This is a genomic window from Azospirillum brasilense (genome assembly GCF_008365405.1).
Lineage (GTDB): Bacteria > Pseudomonadota > Alphaproteobacteria > Azospirillales > Azospirillaceae > Azospirillum > Azospirillum brasilense_D.
Genome location: NZ_QOKV01000024.1, coordinates 26,188 through 44,688, shown reverse-complemented (window position 1 = coordinate 44,688; position 18,501 = coordinate 26,188). Strand labels below are relative to the sequence as shown.

Sequence of the window (18,501 nt, the reverse complement as noted above, 5' to 3'; positions counted from 1 at the left end):
GCCGAACGCGAAGGGGGTAGCCCGACCGGCGGCGCCTTCTCCCTCCTTTCGAGACGGCATTCCGGCCGCGATGGCGTATCCTCACGGCCCGGAAAAGGAGCTTCCCATGCGACATAGGATGGCCCGAAACAGGATGGCCCGAACCTTCGCCGCGGCGGGTCTCGCCACGCTGGTGCTTGTGGCTGCGCCGGCGTCCCAGGCGGCATCGCCTGCGTCGCAGGGGCAGGCGGAGTGGCGCGGCTGGCTGTCCGACAGCGCGGGCGGGTTGCGCGACGGGGCGGAGCGCGCGATCATCCTGGGCGGCGCCCTGCTGTACCAGAACCGTCACACGGTGGCGGGGCTGACGCTCGGCTGCCTGGCCGGCGGGGCGGTGGGGGCGACGGGCGCCGTCGCGGCGGGTGCGGCGACCGGCGGGGCCGCCCTGCCGGCGACCGGCCCGGCCGCGGCGCTGGGTTGCGCCCTGGGGGCTGCGGCGGGTGGGGCGATGGGGCGCCCGCTCGACCAGCCGATGGATTAGGCGGAGATCACCGCCTCCAGAACGGTTTGTCCATTTCCTCGCGCGCCGCCGCCTCGTCGAAGCCGAGATCGGCCCAGAGATGCGCGTCCATGCGGGCCAGGGCGCGGCGCAGCGCCCGCCGCTCCCGCCAGCCGTTCAGGCGGTCGAGCCAGGAGCCGGCGGTGGGGCCGGCGGTCGTGCCGCCGCTCCGCTTGTCGTGCGTTCCGCTCATGCTCGTCATGCGGCCCTCCCGCCGGTCGTTCCTTCCTCGAAGCCGGAAAATCGCGCGTCCGGCCGTGGACGACAAACCATGCTTTCTCATAGGATGGATGAGCGAGAGTCATCCATGGAGCGTCCCATGCGGCGTGCCCTGCCGCCCCTTCACGCCCTGCGCGCCTTCGAGGCGGCGGCCCGCCATGAGAGCTTCTCCAAGGCGGCGGACGAGCTGTGCGTGACCCAGGGCGCCGTCAGCCGGCAGATCATGGGGCTGGAGGAGTGGCTGGGCGTGCCGCTGTTCCGGCGGCTGACCCGCCGGGTCGAGCTGACCGACGACGGGCGCGCCCTGCTGCCCGTTCTGTCGGAGTCCTTTGACCGGATCGCTGGGACGGCGGCGCGGCTGGCGGCGCGGGGGCGGGATCTGCGGATCAGGGTGGCCTTCTCCTTCGGCATCCGCTGGCTGATGCCGCGGCTCGTCCGCTTCCAGGCGCGCCACCCCGACGTGCAGGTGCGGGTGACCGTCGCCTGGAGCAGCGGGCTGGAGTTCGACCCGCAGGAGTTCGACGCCGCCATCCCCTATTGCCGGGAGGTGCCGCCCGGCTTCTCCGCCGCGGAGGTGCTGCCGGAACGCCTGACCGTCGTCTGCCCGCCGGCCCTGGCGGAGCGGCTGCGGGTGCCGATGGACCTCGGCGCCATCCCGCTGCTGCACGGCTGTTCGGAGGGGCAGGATTGGCGGGCCTGGCTGGCCGCGGCGGGGCTGCCCTTCTTCGAGGCGCTGCGCCAGGGCGCGGTGTTCGACGCCATGGACCCGGCGATGCAGGCCGCCGCCGCCGGGATGGGCGCCACCGTCGCCGACCGCATGCTGTGCGCCGAGGACGTGGCGGCGGGCCGCCTCGTCCTGCCCTTCCCGGAGATCGAGGCGTCGTCCGGCAGCTACTGGTTCGTCTGCCCGGAGGGGATGCAGGACCGCCCCGCCGTCGCCGCCTTCCGCGGCTGGCTGCTGGAGGAGGCGCGCGACGAGATGGCGCAACAAAGCGCTGCGGCGGCTGTTTCCCCGGTTTGAGCCGAAACCTCGACCGGGGGGAGCGCCGCCATGGGAGCGCAGGGGGAGCCGAGCAGGGAACTCGACGAGGACACCATCGCCTTCGCCGGGAAGCTGTTCCATTGGGCGCGGTCCGGCGGCACCGCCGAGCTGACGGAACTGCTGGAGATGGGCCTGCCGGCCAACCTGCGCAACGACAAGGGTGACAGCCTGCTGATGCTGGCCAGCTATCACGGCCATGCCGAACTGGCTCGAAACCTGATGCGCCACGGCGCCGATCCGGAACTGGCGAACGACCGCGGGCAGACGCCGCTGGCCGCCGCCGCCTTCAAGGGGGATGAGGCGGTGCTGCGCGTTCTGCTGGAGGAGGGCGCTGCGGTCGACGGCTGCGGGCCGGACGGGCGGACCGCGCTGATGACCGCCGCCATGTTCGACCGCGTCGCGATGGTGGACGTTCTGCTGGCCCGCGGCGCCGACCCGGACGCACGGGACGCCCGCGGCCTAACCGCCCGCGAGGCGGCGCTCGCCATGGGCGCCGCGAACGCCGCCGCCCGGCTGGCGCCCGGTGGGGAAGCCGTCTGAACCGGTTGCCCGCGGGGCAAACCCGGTCTGTCCCGGAAGCAATGACGCATTCGTACCCGCGGTCGCGTGGGCGCGCTACACTGCGCCCCTCGATGCCCTGTCCATGGGCCAGCCGAACGGACCGTCATGAGCGCCAGCCGCCATTCTTCCCCTGCCACGCTCCAGGAGACGCTGGCGCAGGCCGTCGTCCATCACCAGAACGGACGGCTGGCGGAGGCGCGACCCCTCTACGAGCGGGTGCTGCGCCACGCGCCGGACCAGAGCGACGCGCTGCATCTGCTGGGGCTGCTGACGGCGCAGACCGGCGATCCGGAATCCGGGATCGCGCTGATCCGCAAGGCCGTGGCGAAGGATGGCGGCCAGCCGGTCTTCCGCCTCAACCTGGGCCGCGTGCTGGAGGCGGTGGGGCGTTGGGTGGAGGCCGCAGACGCTTACGGTCACGCTACCCGCCTCGACCCGCTGACCCCCGATCATCACCGGTTGGAAGCCGCCGCTCAGACGAAGCTGGGCCGGACCGAAGCCGCGGCGCGGGCGTTCCGCCGCCTGCTGGCGTTGGCGCCGGAGGATGGGGAGGCCGCCAACGCGCTGGCCGACGCGCTGTACGATCTGGGGCGGCCCGGTCCGGCGGCGGACTGGTACGGACGGGCGTCGGCGCTCGCCCCCGACGCGGTGCTGGCCGCCTACAACCAGGGGGCCGCGCTGCGCGACGCCGGGCGCCCGCGGGACGCGCTCGCCGCCTTCCGCCGCGTCGCCGCTCTGGCGCCGCTGCTCGTCCAAGCGCAGGAGCAGGTGACCGGCCTGTGCCACGCGCTGGACGATAGGTCGGGCGCGGCGCAGGCCGGGCGGCGGCTGATGGCGCTGGAGCCGGGCCACGCCGAAGGCGCGAAGATCCTGGGTGCGGCGCTGGCCGCGGCGGGACCCTGGCGCGAGGGGGCGGCGTGGCTGGAGCGGTCGGCGGCGCTGGCTCCGGCCCCCGACGCCCTGCTGGTGCTCGGCAACCTGTGGCAGGAGCGGGGGCATCCCGCGGCGGCGCCGCGCTGCTACCGGCGCGCCCTGGCGCTCGCCCCGGACTCCGCGACGGCGCTGACCGGGCTGGGCATGGCGCTGTCGGCCCTGGGTGCGATGGAGGAAGCCGCGACCGCCGCCCGCCGCGCCGTCCGCGCCGACCCGGAGGAGGCCGGCCACGCCCTCAACGCCGGGGCCGTCCGGCACCGGGCCAAGCGTCCCGAGGAAGCGCAGGGGTGGTTCCGGCGCGCGGTGGCCTTGCAGCCTGATGGGGCCGCCGGCTGGACCAACCTCGGCACCCACGCCATCGAGGCGGGCGCCTTCGACGAGGCGCTCACCCTGCTGCGACGGGCGCTGGCCCTGCGCACGGCGGAGCGGGAGGCGCTGGCCAGCTCCAACCTGGGCGTCGCGCTGATGGCGCTCGGCCGCCATGGCGAGGCGGTGGCCGCCCTGCGCGCCGCGCTGGACCGCGCGCCGCAGGATGCGGAGGTGCGCTCCAACCTGCTGTTCTGCCTGTGCTTCGCCGAAGAGGCTGACCTCGGCGCGGTGTTCGGGGAACACCGGCAATTCGAGCGCGCCGTGATGCCGCCGCCGCCCGCCGTCCCGCGCTTCGACGCGGTGAACCGCGATCCGGAGCGTCGCCTGCGCGTCGGCTATCTGTCGCCGGATTTCCAGCGCTACCCGGGGCCGGGCTATCATTTCCTGCTGCCGCTGGTCGAGCGCCACGACCGGGCGGCGGTGGAGGTCACCTGCTATTACGTGGACCTGCCGAAGGACGCGGCGACCGCCCGCTTCGCGGCGCTGGCCGACCGCTGGCGCGCCGTCGCCGCGATGCCGGACGACGAGCTGGAGCGGCTGATCCGGGCGGACGGCATCGACGTGCTGGTGGATTGCGGCGGGCATATGTCGCGCAACCGCATGCCCCTGTTCATCCGCCGCCCGGCGCCGGTCCAGGTCAGTCTGCCGCTCTACCCGAACACGACTGGGCTGACGGCGATGGACTACCAGTTTTCCGACCACCGCTTCGCCGCGGCGAGCGCCGACGCCCTGCACACGGAAAAGCTGATCCGCCTGCCGGGAAGCGTGCTGTGCTACCGCCCTGCCGAGTCCACCGCCACGCCGCCGGCCCGCCCACCGGTCGAGACGGCAGGGGTGTTCACCGTCGGCTCCTTCAACAACCTGACGAAGCTGAACGCCTCGACGCTGGCGCTGTGGGGACGGGTGCTGGCGGCGCTGCCGGAGGCGCGGCTGATGCTGAAGTGGCGGGGCCTGTCCAGCGGTGGGGTGGCGCGGCGGGTGCTGGACGCCTTCGCCGCCCATGGGGTTGAGGAGTCGCGGCTGCTGCTGCGCGGCACCGCCCCGGACCCCTACGAGGATTACCGGCTGCTTGACTGCGCGCTGGACCCCGTCTTCGCCAACGGCGGCACGACGACCTGCGACGCGCTGTGGATGGGGGTGCCCGTGCTGTCGATCGCCGGGGAGGCGATGATCTCCCGCTGGGGCGCCACCATGCTCGGCAGCGTCGGGCTGGGCGGGCTGGTGGTGGAGCGTGAGGACGATTACGTGGCGCTCGCCGTCCGGCTGGCCACGGACCGCGCCTTCCTGGAAGCGCAGCGCGCGGGTTTGCGCGAACGGATGGCGCGCTCCCCGCTGATGGACGAGGCGGGGTACGTCCGGGCGGTCGAGGCCGGCTACCGCATGGCGTGGCGGCGCTGGTGCGCCGGCCTGCCGCCCGCCCGCATCGACATGAGCGCGGCATGACGGACGCTCCCATCGACCTTTCATCCGCCCGGCGCATCCTGGTGGTGAAGCTGGACGAGGCGGGCGACTTCGTGCTCGCCACGCCCTTCCTGCGCGGTCTGCGGGCCTCAGCGCCGCGGGCGCGAATCCTGCTGGCGGTGCGCCCCGCCGTGGCGGACCTCGCCGAGACCTGCCCGTATGTCGACGCGGTGGTGGCGCCCTATCCGAAGCCGGACGGTGGCATCGATCTGCGCGGCGTCACGCCGGGCGGTGCTGCGGCCTTCGCGGAGGCGTTCCGCACCGGCTTCGACCTGACTCTGGTCCCCCGCTACGATTTCGACCGCCACGGCGCCACGGCGCTCGCCGCGAACAGCCGCGCCCGCGCCGTTGTCGGCTTCGCGGAGACGGTCACGCCCTGGAAGGCGGCGGGCAACGCCGGCTTCGACCGCGCCTACACCCACCGGCTGACGCCCCCGTCCGGCCACCACGAGGTCGAGCAGAACCTCGCTTTGCTGCGCTTCGTCGGCGGTGAACCGGACGGCGACGGGGTGGAACTGCATCTGACCGCGGAGGACCGGGCGGAGGCGGCCCGCCGGCTGGCCGATGCGGCGGGGGAGCGGATCGTTGCCGTGGCGCCGGGGGCCGCCGCCGCGCGGCGCGAATACCCGCCGGAGCGGCTGGCGGCGGTGGTCGCCGTGGTGGCGATTGCGCTCGGCGCGCGGGTGGCGGTTCTCGGCACGGAGCTGGAGCGGGCGGCGGCGGAGCGGATCGCCGCGGCCCTGCCGGGGCGCGTGACCGACCTCACCGGGCAGACCAGCCTGCGGTTGGCGGCGGCAGTGATCGAGCGGACGGCGGGGCTGATCGCTATGGATTCCGGTCCGGCCCATCTCGGGGCCGCCGTCGGCGTGCCGGTCGCCGTCTTCTCCTGCCATCCGGAGGGTGGGAACTCCAACCACGTCCACGCGCCGGAACGCTTCCGCCCCTGGTGCGCGCGGGCGCTGGTGCTGCGGCCCGCGGCGGCGATTCCGCCCTGTCCGCCGGAAAGCTGCACGGCGGCGGAGGCGCATTGCATCGCCTCGATTCCGCCCGACTTGGCGGCGGCGCGCATCCTTGACCTGTTCGGCGAAGGCGGCGGTGCGTCGCCCTGAACCGCCCGCCCATCGGTCAGTGTGGCCGATGGGCAACCCGTGATGCCGTCGGTCCGGCAAAGCCCTTTCGGAGTGCCGCTTTCCGGCCTGTGGCAGCGCTGCATCACCCCCCGATATTTCGCGATACGGAAGCCACGCCCCTGGCACGAACGCCCTCGGAAACCGTATCTTATATGCATTGCAACATCAGCCGGTCCGTGAGGGATCATGAAGTCGTTCTTGTCCTCGCTTCAGCGGGATTGGGCGTCCTGGAGCCCGGTCGAGCGTTTCGTCGCCGTCGGCTTCGTCACGGCGGCCCCGGTCGCCTCGCTGGCTTTCCTGCTCGCCCTCTGACCGACCTTGAATCCGGCGCCGCCCTTTCGGCGCCCGAAGGCGCGCGCACGCTTCCCTTGGCCCCGTCCTGCGTCCGGTGCGATACAGGAGCGGAAGGAACGGACGAACCGTTCCGGCAGGAGAGGGATGACGAATCATGGGCGATAAGGTTGCCATCATCGCCGCGGGCGGCAGCGGCATGGGGGCCGCGGCGGCGCGGCGCCTCGCGGCGGACGGATTCAAGGTCGCGGTGCTGTCCTCCTCAGGCAAGGGCGAGGCTCTGGCCGAGGAGCTGGGCGGGATCGGCGTGACCGGCTCGAACCAGTCCGCCGAGGACCTGGAGCGTCTGGTGAACCGGACGATGGAGCGCTGGGGGCGCATCGACGCGCTGGTGAACAGCGCCGGCCACGGCCCGCGAAAAGGCCTGCTGGAACTGACCGACGATGATTGGCACAAGGGGATCGAGGTCTATTTCCTGAACGTCGTCCGGGCGGTCCGGCTGGTGACTCCGGTGATGGTCGGGCAGAAGGGCGGGACGATCATCAACATCTCGACCGCCTGGGCGTTCGAGCCGAGCCCGATGTTCCCGACCTCGGCGGTCGCGCGGGCCGGGCTGGCCTCCTTCACCAAGCTGTTCGCCGACCAGTACGCCGCCGACAATGTGCGGATGAACAACGTGCTGCCCGGCTGGATCGACAGCCTGCCGGCGACCGAGGAGCGGCGCCAGGGCGTGCCGATGGCCCGCTACGGCAAGAGCGAGGAGATCGCGGCGACCGTCGCATTCCTCGCCTCCGATGGGGCCGGCTACATCACCGGCCAGAACATCCGGGTGGACGGCGGCCTCATGCGGTCGGTCTGAGCACACATTAAAAAAATCGGTGCGGGTGGCGCCCCTTCCGGAACGCCGCCCGCACCGCGAGGTGAAGCGAGGGGGATCGCCTCAGCTCTTGTTGCCGACGATGGCCTGATACTGCTTCCAGACCTCAGGGTAGCGCCGGACATAGTCCTGGTTGACCTTGTTGGCGATCTCGCGGAACTTCGCCTGCTCCGCCTCGGGGGCCACGGCCAGACGCCCGCCCTGGGCGATCATCTGGTCCATGGTCTTCTTGTCGGAGTCGATGGCGCGCTGCCACTGCTTGGCGATGATCTCGTTGGTGGTCGTCTCCACCACCTGGCGCAGGTCGTCGGGCAGGCCCTTCATCCACTTGTCGTCGACCAGGACGGAGTAGGTGAGCAGGCTCATGCCCGGCACCAGCGAGGCGACCTTGGCGGCGTTGGTGCCGACCATCTCCCAGCCGCCGGCGGAGGTGTAGATGCCGTCGATGGCCCCCTGCATCAGCGCCGCCGCCATTTCGGAGGCGGGCATCGACACCGGGCTGGCCCCGAAGTCGCGCATCAGCAGTTGCAGGACGCGCCCGCCGGTCAGGCGGATCTTGCTGCCCTTCAGGTCGCCGACCGAGGCGACCTCCTTGTCCTTGAACAGGAAGATCAGGTCGGCGGTGCGCATCAGCCCCATGACGCGGATGCCCTTCTCGGACACCAGCCCGGACAGCAGCTTGGAGACCTCCTGCGCGGTTTCCGGCTTGGACATCGCCGCGTCGGTGACGGCGAAGGGCAGGTTCACCACGCCATACTGCGGGGCGATGCTCTCAAGCTGCACGCTGACCGGCCAGACCATGTGCACGGCGCCCGACCCGAGGGCGGCGACGGCGTCCTTGTCCTTGTAGAGCGTACCGGAGTGGAAGACCTTCGGCTTGATGCGGCCCTTCGAGCGCTCCTCGATCAGGGCCGCATACTCGTCCATCATCTTGGCGGTCCAGTGGGACGTCGCGATCTCGTCCGTCATCACCATCTCGACCGGCGCCGCCTGCGCGCGGGCCTGGCCCGGCGTCCCGGCGGCCAGCCCGGCCACGGTCATTCCGACCAGCAGCGTCTTCGCCCAGAATGGCCTGAACAGTGACGGATTGAACATTGGCTTCCCTCCCATTGCTGCGTTCGGACGCTTCTGGCCCGCTTGTCCGAACGATCATAGGGGAAAACTGTGCGGTATGCCAACATTATTGTACGGACAACTATTCGCGAGGGGCCGATCGACGCCGCCCTTATGTCTTGCGCCGCGACCAGAACAGGACCGCCGCCGCCCCGGCCAGCGGGAAGGCCGTCATCAGCGCGAAGGTCTCGCCGTAGCTGCCGACCGTGTTGAACAGGGTAGCGAACAGCGCCGGCCCGACGACCACGCCGGAGAAGGTGAACATCAGGGCGCCGCCCGTCGCCGTGCTGGCCGTGCCCTTCGGCGCGACCCGCGCCACCTCCGCCAGGAACACGCCGTTCCAGCCGATGGCGGCGATGCCGAACACCGTCAGCACGCCGATCACCGCGGGCACCGGCCAGCTTGGTCCTAGACCGGCGGTGGCCAATGCGGCGCTGGCGGACAGCACGCCGATCCCGCCCAGCACCGCCACGCCGGAACCCAACCGGTCGGCCAGCAGCCCCCAGCCGATGCGCGCCGCCGCCCCCGCCGCCTGCATCACCGACACGGCCAGCCCGGCGGACACGATGGACCAGTGCAGGTCGTGCACCAGCATGTTCACCGTGAAGGCCATCAGCGACAGCTGGATCGCCGAGAAGAAGAAGCCCATCAGCGCGAAGCCGCGCAGCGCCGGAACCCGCCAGACTAGCCGCGGCCCTTCCATCAAATTGCCGCGGATCGGCAGGCCGGGGCTACGGTCGTCGTCCCACACCCGGCGGCCCGGCGCGAAGAGAGCCAGCAGCAGCGCGAACATGCCGGCCACCGCCAGCGCCGCCCCGCGCCAGCCGGCAATCTCGCCGATTCCCGGCAGGGTCAGCCCGGCCAGCACGCCGGCCAGCGGCACGCCGGTCTGCTTCAGTGAGAAGACAAGGTTGCGCCGGGCCGGCGGGGTGAAGCGGTTCAACAGGTGGGAGGAGGACGGGTTCACCAGCCCGTAGCCGATGCCGAGCAGCACCGACGCCAGCGCCGCGACCCACAGGGAACCGGTGGCGATGCCCAGGCAACCCACAAGCCCCAGCGCCAGGGCCAGGACGCCCACCGTGCCGGCGCCCCAGCGGCGGACCACCAGACCGGCGAAGGCCGACACCAGGGCGGCGGCGCTGTAGATGACGCTGATCTGGTAGCCGACCGCCTCCGACCCCACCCCCAGCGAGGCGGCGGCCAGCGGGGCGACCGTCGCCAGGGTCAGGACCGACAGGGTGGCGACGGTCTGGACGCTGGTCACCTCCGCCAGCAGCAGGGGAAAGGGGGCGGGCGGGGTTTCTTGCGTGGTCATGGGGGTCCGGACAAGTGGCGGTGGCGCGGTGCGCATGAACGGGCAATCCCTGGCTACAGCATTCCGGCCCGGCGGGCCAATGCCAGGATTCGATGGGACCCCAGCACCAGGGGCCGCTCGACCAGCCTGCCGTCGAGCACGCAGACCCCGCCGCCGGCGGCCTCGAAGGCGGCCAGGACCCGACCGGCGCGGAGCACCGCCTCCGGCGACGGGGTGTAGGCGTCGTGGATGGCGGTGATCTGCTTGGGGTGGATGGCCGAGCGCGCGGTGAAGCCGTGCAGGACGCTGCGCGCCAACTCCTGGCGGTAGCCTTCCTCGTCGTCCAGCGCGATCCACGGCATGTCCAGCGCGTCCAGCCCGAAGCGGGCGGCGGCGTGCACGATCCGGGTGCGGGCCTGCACCAGCGGCTCCCAGGCCAGCGGTACGCGCAGTTCCGCCGACAGGTCGGCCCCGCCGAACATCAGGAAGGACAGGCGGGGGGAGGCCGCGGCGATAGCCATGACGTTCTCCAGCCCGTCGGCGCTCTCGATCAGCGCGCCGAGCGCGCCGGGCAGATTGCGCTCGTCGAGAAGCCCGGCGGCCAGCCGGACATCCTCGGCCCCGTCCACCTTCGGCAGCAGGATGCCCGCCCAGCGCGGCGCCGTGCCGTCCGGAAGATCGGTCAAAGCGAGGATGTCGAGCAGGCCGGTGCGGCTGCGCACCGAATTGGTTCGAACGAACACCGCCGGCCCGCCCGCGCCGGTGTGCTCCCGCAGGAAGGCACCGACGGCGGCGCGGGCGCTGTCCTTGTCGCCGGGGGCCACCGCGTCCTCCAGATCAATGATGACCGCGTCGGCGCCGGCCCCCAGGGCTTTGGCGAAACGGTCCGGGCGGGCGCCGGGAACGAACAGGTAGGAGCGACGGACCGGCGATTCCGACGCCGTTGCTGCGTTCTGCGGATTGTTGGGCATGAAAACGCTTTCCAAGGGTGAGGGGGCGTGTTATTTGTACGTACAACATGCTATCACACGCGCTGAACATGTCACCTTGAAATGATCGGCGCCTCGCACTCACCCCTCTGATCCGCAGACAAGAGACGCCCGCCCATGCCCGATGTTCAGGAACCGCGGACCATCGTCGCCGACCTTGGCCGCTACCTCGAGGATTTCACCGTCGGCGATGTCTACGAGCACCGCCCCGGCCGGACCATCACCGAAGCGGACAACATCCAGTTCAGCCTGCTGACGATGAACCGCCACCCCATGCACTGCGACCACGCCTTCGCCGAGAAGTCGGAGTTCGGCAAGCCGCTGGTCAACAGCGGCCTGACGCTGGCCATGGTGCTGGGCATGACGGTGGACGACGTCTCCTACAAGTCGGTCGCCAACCTCGGCTGGAAGGAGATCAAGCTGGTCGCCCCGGTCTTCCCCGGCGACACGATCTACGCGCGCTCCAAGGTGCTGGACGTCCGCGAATCCAAGAAGCGCCCGACCCAGGGCATCGTGACCACCTACACCGAGGGCTACAAGGCCGACGGCACGGTCTTCGTGACCTTCGAGCGGGCCAGCCTCGTCCCCAAGCGGGGCCACGGCATCGGCGACTGATCCGGGGCGACTGATCCGGACAATCCGACAGCCCCGTCCGAAAGAACTGAGGCCCGAGAAGAACAAGAGGGAGGAACCATGCCCGCCACCGATCCGACCACCAACTCGATCGCCGCCACGCTGGCGGCCTTCGTCGCCGACACCCCCGATGACGCCATTCCGGCGGAGGTCCGCACCCGCGCGCCGCACCATATGCTGGACGCCGTGGGCATCGCGCTGGCTTCGACGCGCTACGACTTCGCCCACAAGACGCTGACCGCCCTGCGCGGGCTGGCGGGGGAGGGGCCGGTGCCGGTGATCGGCATGCCCGCCTCGCTGCCCGCCCGCGACGCGGCGACGGTCAACGGGCTGCTCTGCCACGGTCTCGATTACGACGACACCCACATCGGCGGCGTTATCCACCCCACCGCCAGCGTGCTGCCCGCCGTGCTGTCGGCGGCGGCGATGACCGGGGCGGACGGCCGTTCCGTGGTCAGCGCCTACGTGCTGGGCGTCGAGGTGGCGGCCCGGCTCGGCGCGGTGGCGCGCGGCGGCTTCCATCAGGTGGGCTTCCACCCGACGGGCATGATCGGCGTGTTCGGCTGCGCCCTGGCCGCCGGCCGTCTGCTCGGCCTGACCCGCGCGCAGCTGGCCGCCGCGCAGGGCATCGCCCTGTCGATGGCGAGCGGCAGCCTGGAGTTCCTGGAGGACGGGGCCTGGAACAAGCGCCTGCATCCCGGCTGGGCGGCGGCGGCGGGCATCACCGCGGCGGCGCTGGCTCGCGAGGGCTTCACCGGCGTCACCCGCCCCTACGAGGGCCGCTTCGGCCTGTTCAACGCCTATCTCGGCAAGGAGGCCGGGCGCGCCGATCTGGGCACCGCCACCGCCGGCCTCGGCGAGACGTGGGAGCTGATGGCGACGGCGATCAAGCCCTATCCGGCCTGCCACTTCACCCACGCCTGCGTGGACGCCGCCCTGGAGCTGCGCCGCGACGGCCTCGACCTTGCGCGCATCCGCCGCATCGAGGCGCTGGTGCCCGAGCAGGTGGTCAAGACCGTCTGCGAGCCGGAGGCCAACAAGAAGCGGCCGTCCAACTCCTACGACGCGCAGTTCAGCGTGCCCTTCCTGGTCGCCGCCGCGCTGGTGCGCGGTCGCCTGACCCTGGCGGAGCTGGAGAACGACGCGCTGGGCGATGCGGCGATCCTCGACATTGCGTCGAAGGTGTCCTACCGCCACGATCCCGACTCGCCCTTCCCGAAGGCCTATTCGGGCGAGCTGGTCATCACGCTCGACGACGGGCGGGAGCTGCGCCACCGCGAGCACATCAACCGCGGCGCCGCCGACCGTCCGCTGTCCAACGCCGAGATCGTGGACAAGTACCGCGGCAACGCCGCCATGGCCGTGAACGAGACCGCCGCGGCGCGCATCGCCGACGCCGTCCTCGGCCTCGACGCCAGCCCGCGCGCGGCGGACTCACTGTCCGTGCTGTCGCCGTCCGTCCGCTGACCATTCAATCCGGGAAACACGCCATGAGCGACGCCAACACCATGACCGACGCGGAACGCGACGAGCAGGACCGCCTGATCCTCGACAGCGTGGACCGCTTCCTCGACCGCCACGTCCGGCCGGTCGCCCTGAAGCTGGAGCATGACGACGCCTACCCCGACGAGATCGTCGAGCGGATGAAGGAGTTGGGCCTGTTCGGGGCGACGATCCCCGAGGAATACGGCGGGCTCGGCCTGCGCCCCTCGACCTACGCCAAGATGATCGAGCGCATCTCGTCGGTGTGGATGTCGCTGTCCGGCATCATCAACTCGCACCTCATCATGGCCTTCATCGTCACCAAGACGGGGACGGAGGAGCAGAAGGCGGCATTCCTGCCCCGCTTCGCCACCGGCGAGCTGCGCGGCGGCCTCGCTTTGACCGAGCCGGACTGCGGCACCGATCTCCAGGCCATCCGCACGGTGGCCAAGCGCGACGGCGACGACTACGTCATCAACGGCTCCAAGACCTGGATCACCAACGGCATCCAGGGAAGCTGCTTCGCCCTGCTGGTCAAGACCGACCCGACGGCGCAGCCTCGCCACAAGGGCATGACGATGTTCCTGGCCGAGAAGGGGCCGGGCTTCAAGGTCAGCCGCAAGCTGGAGAAGCTGGGCTACAAGGGCATCGATTCCGCCGAGCTGGTCTTCGAGGACTACCGCGTTCCGGCCGACCGGCTGATCGGCGGGGTCGAGGGCCGCGGCATGGCCTGCGCCATCTCCGGCCTGGAGCTGGGCCGCGTCAACGTGGCGTCGCGCGGCGTCGGCGTCGCCCAGGCGGCTCTGGACGAATCCGTCAAGTACAGCCAGCAGCGCAAGACCTTCGGCAAGCCGATCCACGAGCATCAGGCCGTGGCGATGAAGCTGGCCGACATGGCGACCCGCGTCTCCGCGGCGCGCCTCCTCGTGCAGCAGGCGGCCAAGGCGCTCGACCGCGGCGAACGCTGCGACTACGAGGCCGGCATGGCCAAGCTCTTCGCCTCCGAAGCGGCGGTGGAGAACTCCCTGGACGCCATGCGCATCCACGGCGGCTACGGCTACTCCAAGGAGTTCGTGGTGGAACGGCTCTACCGCGACGCCCCCCTGCTGTGCATCGGCGAGGGCACCAACGAGATCCAGCGCATCATCATCGCCAAGCGGCTGATCGAGCAGAATCCGGTGTGAGGAGAAAATCCCTCCCCTGCGTCAGCGGGGGAGGGTTGGGTGGGGGCTCATCGCAACCACACCCCACAACCCCGCACACCCCCATCAGGGAGACACCGCGTGCTACCCCTCGAAGGCGTCACCGTCATCGCCGTGGAGCAATACGGCGCCGGCCCGTTCGGCACCATGCTGCTGGCCGATCTCGGGGCCGAAGTCATCAAGGTCGAGAATCCCGCCGAAGGCGGCGAGGTCGGCCGGCATGTCGGCCCCCATTTCTTCGGACCCGGCAACAGCCACTTCTACCAGTCCTTCAACCGCAACAAGCGCAGCATCACCCTCAACCTGAAGCACCCCGAGGGCATGGCGGTGCTGCACGAGCTGGTGCGCCACGCCGACGCCGTGCTGGACAACCTGCGCGGCGACCTGCCGGACAAGCTGGGGTTGACCTACGAGCATCTGAAGGCGGTCAACCCGAAGATCGTCTGCGCCCACCTGTCCGCCTATGGGCGCACGGGGCCTCGGCGGGCCTGGCCGGGCTACGACTATCTGATGCAGGCGGAGGCCGGCTACCTGTCGGTGACCGGCGAGCCGGACGGCCCGCCCGCCCGCTTCGGCATGTCGGTGGTCGACATGATGACCGGCCTGATGACCGCCTTCGGCCTCGTCTCCGGCGTGGTCGGGGCGCGGGCCAGCGGCAAGGGCTCGGACGTGGACGTCAGCCTGTTCGACACGGCGCTGCACAACATGACCTACCTCGCCACCTGGTACCTCAACGGCGGCCACAACCAGGGGCGGGAGCCGCGCTCCGCGCATCCCTCGCTGACCCCGTCGCAGCTCTACCGCACGCGCGACGGCTGGCTGTTCGTGATGTGCAACAAGGAGAAGTTCTGGCCGGTCTTCTGCGACAAGATCGGCAAGCCCGAATGGGGCGACGACCCGCGCTTCCGCAGCTTCAAGGACCGGCTCGCCAACCGCGAACTGCTCACCGTCCTGCTGGACGAGGTGCTCGGCCAGCGCGACACGGCGGAGTGGGTGGAGATCCTCGGCGGCGCGGTTCCCGCCGCCCCGGTCCTCGACATCGCGCAATCGCTGGAGAACCCCTTCGTCCGCGACAGCGACCGGGTGGCCGACTTCTCCTACCCGGACGGGTCCCACGGCGTGCGGATGCTGACCGGGCCGGTGCGCATCGGCGGTGAGACGCTGCCCACCCGCACCGCCCCGGCGCTGGGCGCCGACACCGAGGACGTGCTGGGCCGCATCGGCATCGGGCCGGAGCGGATCGCCGCCCTGCGCGAGCAGGGGGCGCTGTGAAGACCGCCGTTCGCCCGGCCTCCGTCCGCCCGTCCGCCGCGGAGGGGCCGCGCTTCCAGGAGATCCTGGAGGCGCTGCGCGCCGACATCGCGGGCGGGCGGGTCGGGGTCGGCGAACGGCTGCCGACCGAACAGGAGCTGTGCCTGCGCTTCTCCGCCAGCCGCTACACGGTGCGGGAGGCGCTGCGCCGGCTCCAGGATCTCGGCCTGATCGCGCGCCGCCAGGGCTCGGGGTCGGTGGTGACCGCCGCCCGCCCCGACGGGCGGTTCCACAACACGCTGTCCAGCCTCGCGGAGATCGGGCAGTACGCCTCCTCCACCCGGCTGGAGGTGCTGGCGGTGGAGAAGATCCTGGTGGAGGGGCGGACGGCGGAGCTTCTGCGCTCGCAGCCGGACACGCCCTGGGTCCGGGTGGTGGCGCTGCGCCGCCAGCCGGGCGAGCGGACCCCGCTCTGCTACACCGAGGTGTTCCTGCCCGCCGCCTTCGACGACGTGGCCCAGGCCATCGGCACCTTTCCGGTCGCCGTCTACGCGGTGCTGGAAAGCCGCTACGGCTTGCGCATCGAGGAGGTCGTGCAGTCGATCGAGGCCACCTCGGCGGACGCCAATCTGGCGTCCCGCCTGTCGGTGGAGGTCGGCACCCCGATCCTGGTGGTGATCCGCCATTATCTGGACGCCGAAGGAAACGCGCTGGAGGTTGCGGTCAGCAGCCACGCGGCCGGACGATACCGCTATGAAATGACGCTGCAACGATCCGGGTAAAGGGGCCATTAAGGCCCTGCCCGCGGCGAACGGCCGGAAGAGCCGCGCGGGGACAGCACCGGACGGGAGGGAAGGAATGACGGAAAACCACATCGGGGATGCCGCCGCCTGCGCGCGGACCCTGGCCAGGATTCAGGGGGTGACCCTGGACGACGCCGACGCCGCCCTGTGCGGGCGCCTGCTGGCCGCCGTGCCGGGCGTGCTGGCGGCGGCGCATCCCGGCGGCTCGCTGTTCGACGTGCCGCTGGGCGCCCATACCGCGCTCATTGCCGGGGAGCGGGCATGACCGATCCCACATCGCTGACCCTGACGGACGCCGCAAGGGCGGTCCGCGACGGCGCGCTGCGGGCGGAGGCCTTGGTCGACGCCTGTCTGGACCGCATCGCCCGGCTGAATCCGACGCTCAACGCTTTCCTGTCGGTCGAGCCGGAGGAGGTGCTGGCCGCCGCCCGCGCCGCCGACGCGGAGGCGCGGGCCGGACGGCTGCGCGGGCCGCTGCACGGCGTGCCACTGGCCCACAAGGACATGTTCTACCGCGCCGGCAAGCGCTGCACCTGCGGCTCCCCGACGATCCGCGGCGGCTTCCGGCCGGAGCGGACGGCCACGGTGCTGGAGCGGCTGGACGCGGCGGGGGCGGTGACGCTCGGCACGCTGCACATGGCGGAGTTCGCCATGGGGCCGACCGGGCACAATGCCCATCTCGGGCGCTGCCGCAACCCCTGGGACCCCGACCGCATCACCGGCGGCTCCTCCTCCGGCTCCGGTGCGGCGGTGGCGGGGCGGCTGGCCTTCGGCTCGCTGGGCTCGGACACCGGCGGGTCGGTGCGGCTTCCGGCGGCGCTGTGCGGCGTGGTCGGGCTGAAGCCGACGCAGGGGGCGACGCCGATGGACGGCGTGATGCCGCTGTCGGAAAGCCTGGACTGCGTCGGCCCGCTGGCCCGCAGCGCCGAGGACGCGGCGACGCTGTTCTCGGTCATCACCGGGCGGGCGGACGTCGTGGACGTCATCGGCCAGGGGATCGAGGGGCTGCGGCTGGGCATCCCGCGCCAATTCTACTACGACGGCCTGGACCCCGCCGTGGCCGCCGCGCTGGAGCAGGCGCGGGCGGTGCTGGAGCGCGCCGGCGCCCGCGTCGTGGAGGTGGACATCCCAGACCACGAGCCCTACGGCGACCTCGCCAACCTCGTCTTCACGCCGGAGGCGGCGGCCGTCCACGCGCCCTGGCTGCGCGAGCGTCCGCAGGACTACGGCCCGCAGGTGCGTGCCCGCCTGCTGCAGGGGCTGATGGTGCCGGCGGCCTCCTACCTTCAGGCGAAGCAGCTTCGCGCGCTTCACCTCCGGGCGATGGTCGAGGGCCCCTTCGCCCAGTGCGACGCGCTGTTCGTCCCCGCCCTGCGCAGCCGGGTGCCAACCGCCGCGCAGACCGACGTGGGCGCCGGGCCGGCGATGGCCGCGGTGGTCGCCGGGGTGGCGGCGCTGACCCGTCCGGTCTCCTACCTCGGCCTGCCGGCGCTCGTCACGCCCGCCGGATTCGATCCGGACGGGATGCCGATCGCCATGCAGCTCATCGCCCGTCCGCAGGCGGAAGCCACGCTGCTGCGCATCGCCGACTCCTATGAGCGCGCCACCGGCTGGCTGAGCCGCGTTCCCCAGACACAGGCCTTCTCGTGAAGGGAGTTCCACCCATGCCGGGAACCGATTCTATGACGTCCGCGGGGACGTCCGCGGCGACCTCCGCGGCCCCGCACACCCAGGCGACGTCGCCCGCGGCGGACGCCGCCGCGTCGCCGGGGCGCGGTCTGCCGGGCTGGTGGAGCTTCATCGAGGACCGCATCCTCCTGAACGTCGCCACCATCCTGATGATGGCGGCCATCGGCTTCATGTTCTACGAGGCGTCCAGCCGCTCCCTCCTGTCGGAAAGCCATTGGTGGGCGGAGGAGCTGGTCCGCTTCCTGGTGGTGTGGAGCGTGCTCCTGTCGCTGGGTGTCGGCACGCGGCACGGCCATTACATCCGCATGGACCTGCTGCTGAACATGATGCCGCACCGGGTGCGGCTGGCCTTCGCCTGGCTCAACAGCCTGATCGGGCTGGCCTTCAGCGTGCTTCTGGTGATCGCCGGGTATCAGGAGGTCACGCATCTCCAGGCCATCGGCATGTTCACCGAGTCCAACCTCGACCTGCCGCTGTGGACGGTCCGGCTGGTGCTGCCGCTGGGCGGGGTGCTCTACGGCTTCGCCTTCGTCGGCAACATCATCCTGCTGCTGCGCGGCCACGACCCCGATCCGCCCGCCGAGGGCGAGAATCTCTGAACGACGGCTGAAACAGGGGAGGAAACAC

19 protein-coding genes are annotated in these 18,501 nt (G+C 71.6%); 15 read left to right on the top strand and 4 right to left on the bottom strand.

Going from position 1 to position 18,501, the window contains the following annotated elements; genetic code table 11:
* Positions 1–133 precede the first annotated feature (133 nt).
* On the top strand, positions 134–517 hold the full coding sequence (locus tag DS837_RS26630) for a hypothetical protein (RefSeq protein WP_149167494.1): 384 nt from the start codon (positions 134–136) through the stop codon (positions 515–517).
* Between the two features lie 7 nt (positions 518–524).
* On the opposite strand, the gene DS837_RS26625 is transcribed toward DS837_RS26630, so the two are convergent.
* Positions 525–737, bottom strand: coding sequence for a YjiS-like domain-containing protein (locus tag DS837_RS26625; protein ID WP_149167493.1), 213 nt, complete (start codon positions 735–737; stop codon positions 525–527).
* A 117-nt stretch (positions 738–854) separates the two neighbouring features.
* Between DS837_RS26625 and gcvA the strand changes: the two genes are divergently transcribed.
* The 6 genes from gcvA to DS837_RS26600 all read left to right on the top strand — a co-directional run bounded on the left by gcvA (position 855) and on the right by DS837_RS26600 (position 7,400).
* Entirely contained in the window at positions 855–1,775 is a 921-nt protein-coding gene (gcvA, locus tag DS837_RS26620; protein ID WP_149167492.1) for a transcriptional regulator GcvA, read from the top strand.
* Between the two features lie 30 nt (positions 1,776–1,805).
* Positions 1,806–2,336, top strand: a complete 531-nt coding sequence (locus DS837_RS26615) for an ankyrin repeat domain-containing protein (protein ID WP_149167491.1) — start codon at positions 1,806–1,808, stop codon at positions 2,334–2,336.
* Between the two features lie 126 nt (positions 2,337–2,462).
* Positions 2,463–5,102 carry a tetratricopeptide repeat protein gene (locus tag DS837_RS26610; RefSeq protein ID WP_149167490.1) on the top strand — a complete coding sequence of 880 codons (2,640 nt, stop codon included), beginning with the start codon at positions 2,463–2,465 and terminating at the stop codon, positions 5,100–5,102.
* A complete protein-coding gene (locus DS837_RS26605; protein WP_149167489.1) occupies positions 5,099–6,229 on the top strand; it encodes a glycosyltransferase family 9 protein in 1,131 nt (376 codons plus the stop codon). The genes DS837_RS26610 and DS837_RS26605 overlap by 4 nt, the downstream gene beginning before the upstream one ends.
* Before the next feature lie 207 nt (positions 6,230–6,436).
* Complete coding sequence (locus DS837_RS33155; RefSeq protein WP_282187590.1) at positions 6,437–6,562, top strand: hypothetical protein; 126 nt, start codon at positions 6,437–6,439, stop codon at positions 6,560–6,562.
* A gap of 136 nt (positions 6,563–6,698) precedes the next feature.
* Positions 6,699–7,400 (top strand): SDR family oxidoreductase, encoded by a 702-nt coding sequence (locus DS837_RS26600; protein WP_211102417.1) that lies wholly within the window; start codon positions 6,699–6,701, stop codon positions 7,398–7,400.
* Between the two features lie 81 nt (positions 7,401–7,481).
* Here the strand turns inward: DS837_RS26600 and dctP are convergent, their stop codons facing one another.
* From dctP to DS837_RS26585, 3 genes are all read right to left on the bottom strand, one after another.
* Positions 7,482–8,513: a TRAP transporter substrate-binding protein DctP gene (gene dctP / locus DS837_RS26595; RefSeq protein ID WP_149167487.1), complete on the bottom strand. Its 1,032-nt coding sequence runs from the start codon at positions 8,511–8,513 to the stop codon at positions 7,482–7,484.
* Between the two features lie 130 nt (positions 8,514–8,643).
* A complete protein-coding gene (locus DS837_RS26590; protein WP_170295988.1) occupies positions 8,644–9,846 on the bottom strand; it encodes an MFS transporter in 1,203 nt (400 codons plus the stop codon).
* Positions 9,847–9,899: 53 nt separating this feature from the next.
* On the bottom strand, positions 9,900–10,796 hold the full coding sequence (locus DS837_RS26585; protein ID WP_149167485.1) for an HpcH/HpaI aldolase/citrate lyase family protein: 897 nt from the start codon (positions 10,794–10,796) through the stop codon (positions 9,900–9,902).
* A gap of 135 nt (positions 10,797–10,931) precedes the next feature.
* Here DS837_RS26585 and DS837_RS26580 point away from each other — a divergent pair, with 135 nt between their 5' ends.
* The 8 genes from DS837_RS26580 (at position 10,932) to DS837_RS26545 (ending at position 18,473) form a co-directional block, all read left to right on the top strand.
* A complete protein-coding gene (locus DS837_RS26580) occupies positions 10,932–11,429 on the top strand; it encodes a MaoC family dehydratase (RefSeq protein WP_094306085.1) in 498 nt (165 codons plus the stop codon).
* A 78-nt stretch (positions 11,430–11,507) separates the two neighbouring features.
* On the top strand, positions 11,508–12,914 hold the full coding sequence (locus DS837_RS26575; protein ID WP_149167484.1) for an MmgE/PrpD family protein: 1,407 nt from the start codon (positions 11,508–11,510) through the stop codon (positions 12,912–12,914).
* 23 nt (positions 12,915–12,937) lie between these two features.
* Entirely contained in the window at positions 12,938–14,113 is a 1,176-nt protein-coding gene (locus DS837_RS26570) for an acyl-CoA dehydrogenase family protein (RefSeq protein WP_051140958.1), read from the top strand.
* A 99-nt stretch (positions 14,114–14,212) separates the two neighbouring features.
* Complete coding sequence (locus DS837_RS26565) at positions 14,213–15,403, top strand: CaiB/BaiF CoA transferase family protein (RefSeq protein WP_149167483.1); 1,191 nt, start codon at positions 14,213–14,215, stop codon at positions 15,401–15,403.
* Positions 15,400–16,164, top strand: coding sequence for a GntR family transcriptional regulator (locus DS837_RS26560; RefSeq protein ID WP_149167482.1), 765 nt, complete (start codon positions 15,400–15,402; stop codon positions 16,162–16,164). The genes DS837_RS26565 and DS837_RS26560 overlap by 4 nt, the downstream gene beginning before the upstream one ends.
* Before the next feature lie 76 nt (positions 16,165–16,240).
* A complete protein-coding gene (locus tag DS837_RS26555) occupies positions 16,241–16,450 on the top strand; it encodes a hypothetical protein (protein WP_149167481.1) in 210 nt (69 codons plus the stop codon).
* On the top strand, positions 16,447–17,835 hold the full coding sequence (locus DS837_RS26550; RefSeq protein WP_149167480.1) for an amidase: 1,389 nt from the start codon (positions 16,447–16,449) through the stop codon (positions 17,833–17,835). The genes DS837_RS26555 and DS837_RS26550 overlap by 4 nt, the downstream gene beginning before the upstream one ends.
* 32 nt (positions 17,836–17,867) lie before the next feature.
* A complete protein-coding gene (locus DS837_RS26545) occupies positions 17,868–18,473 on the top strand; it encodes a TRAP transporter small permease (RefSeq protein WP_247890143.1) in 606 nt (201 codons plus the stop codon).
* Positions 18,474–18,501 lie beyond the last annotated feature (28 nt).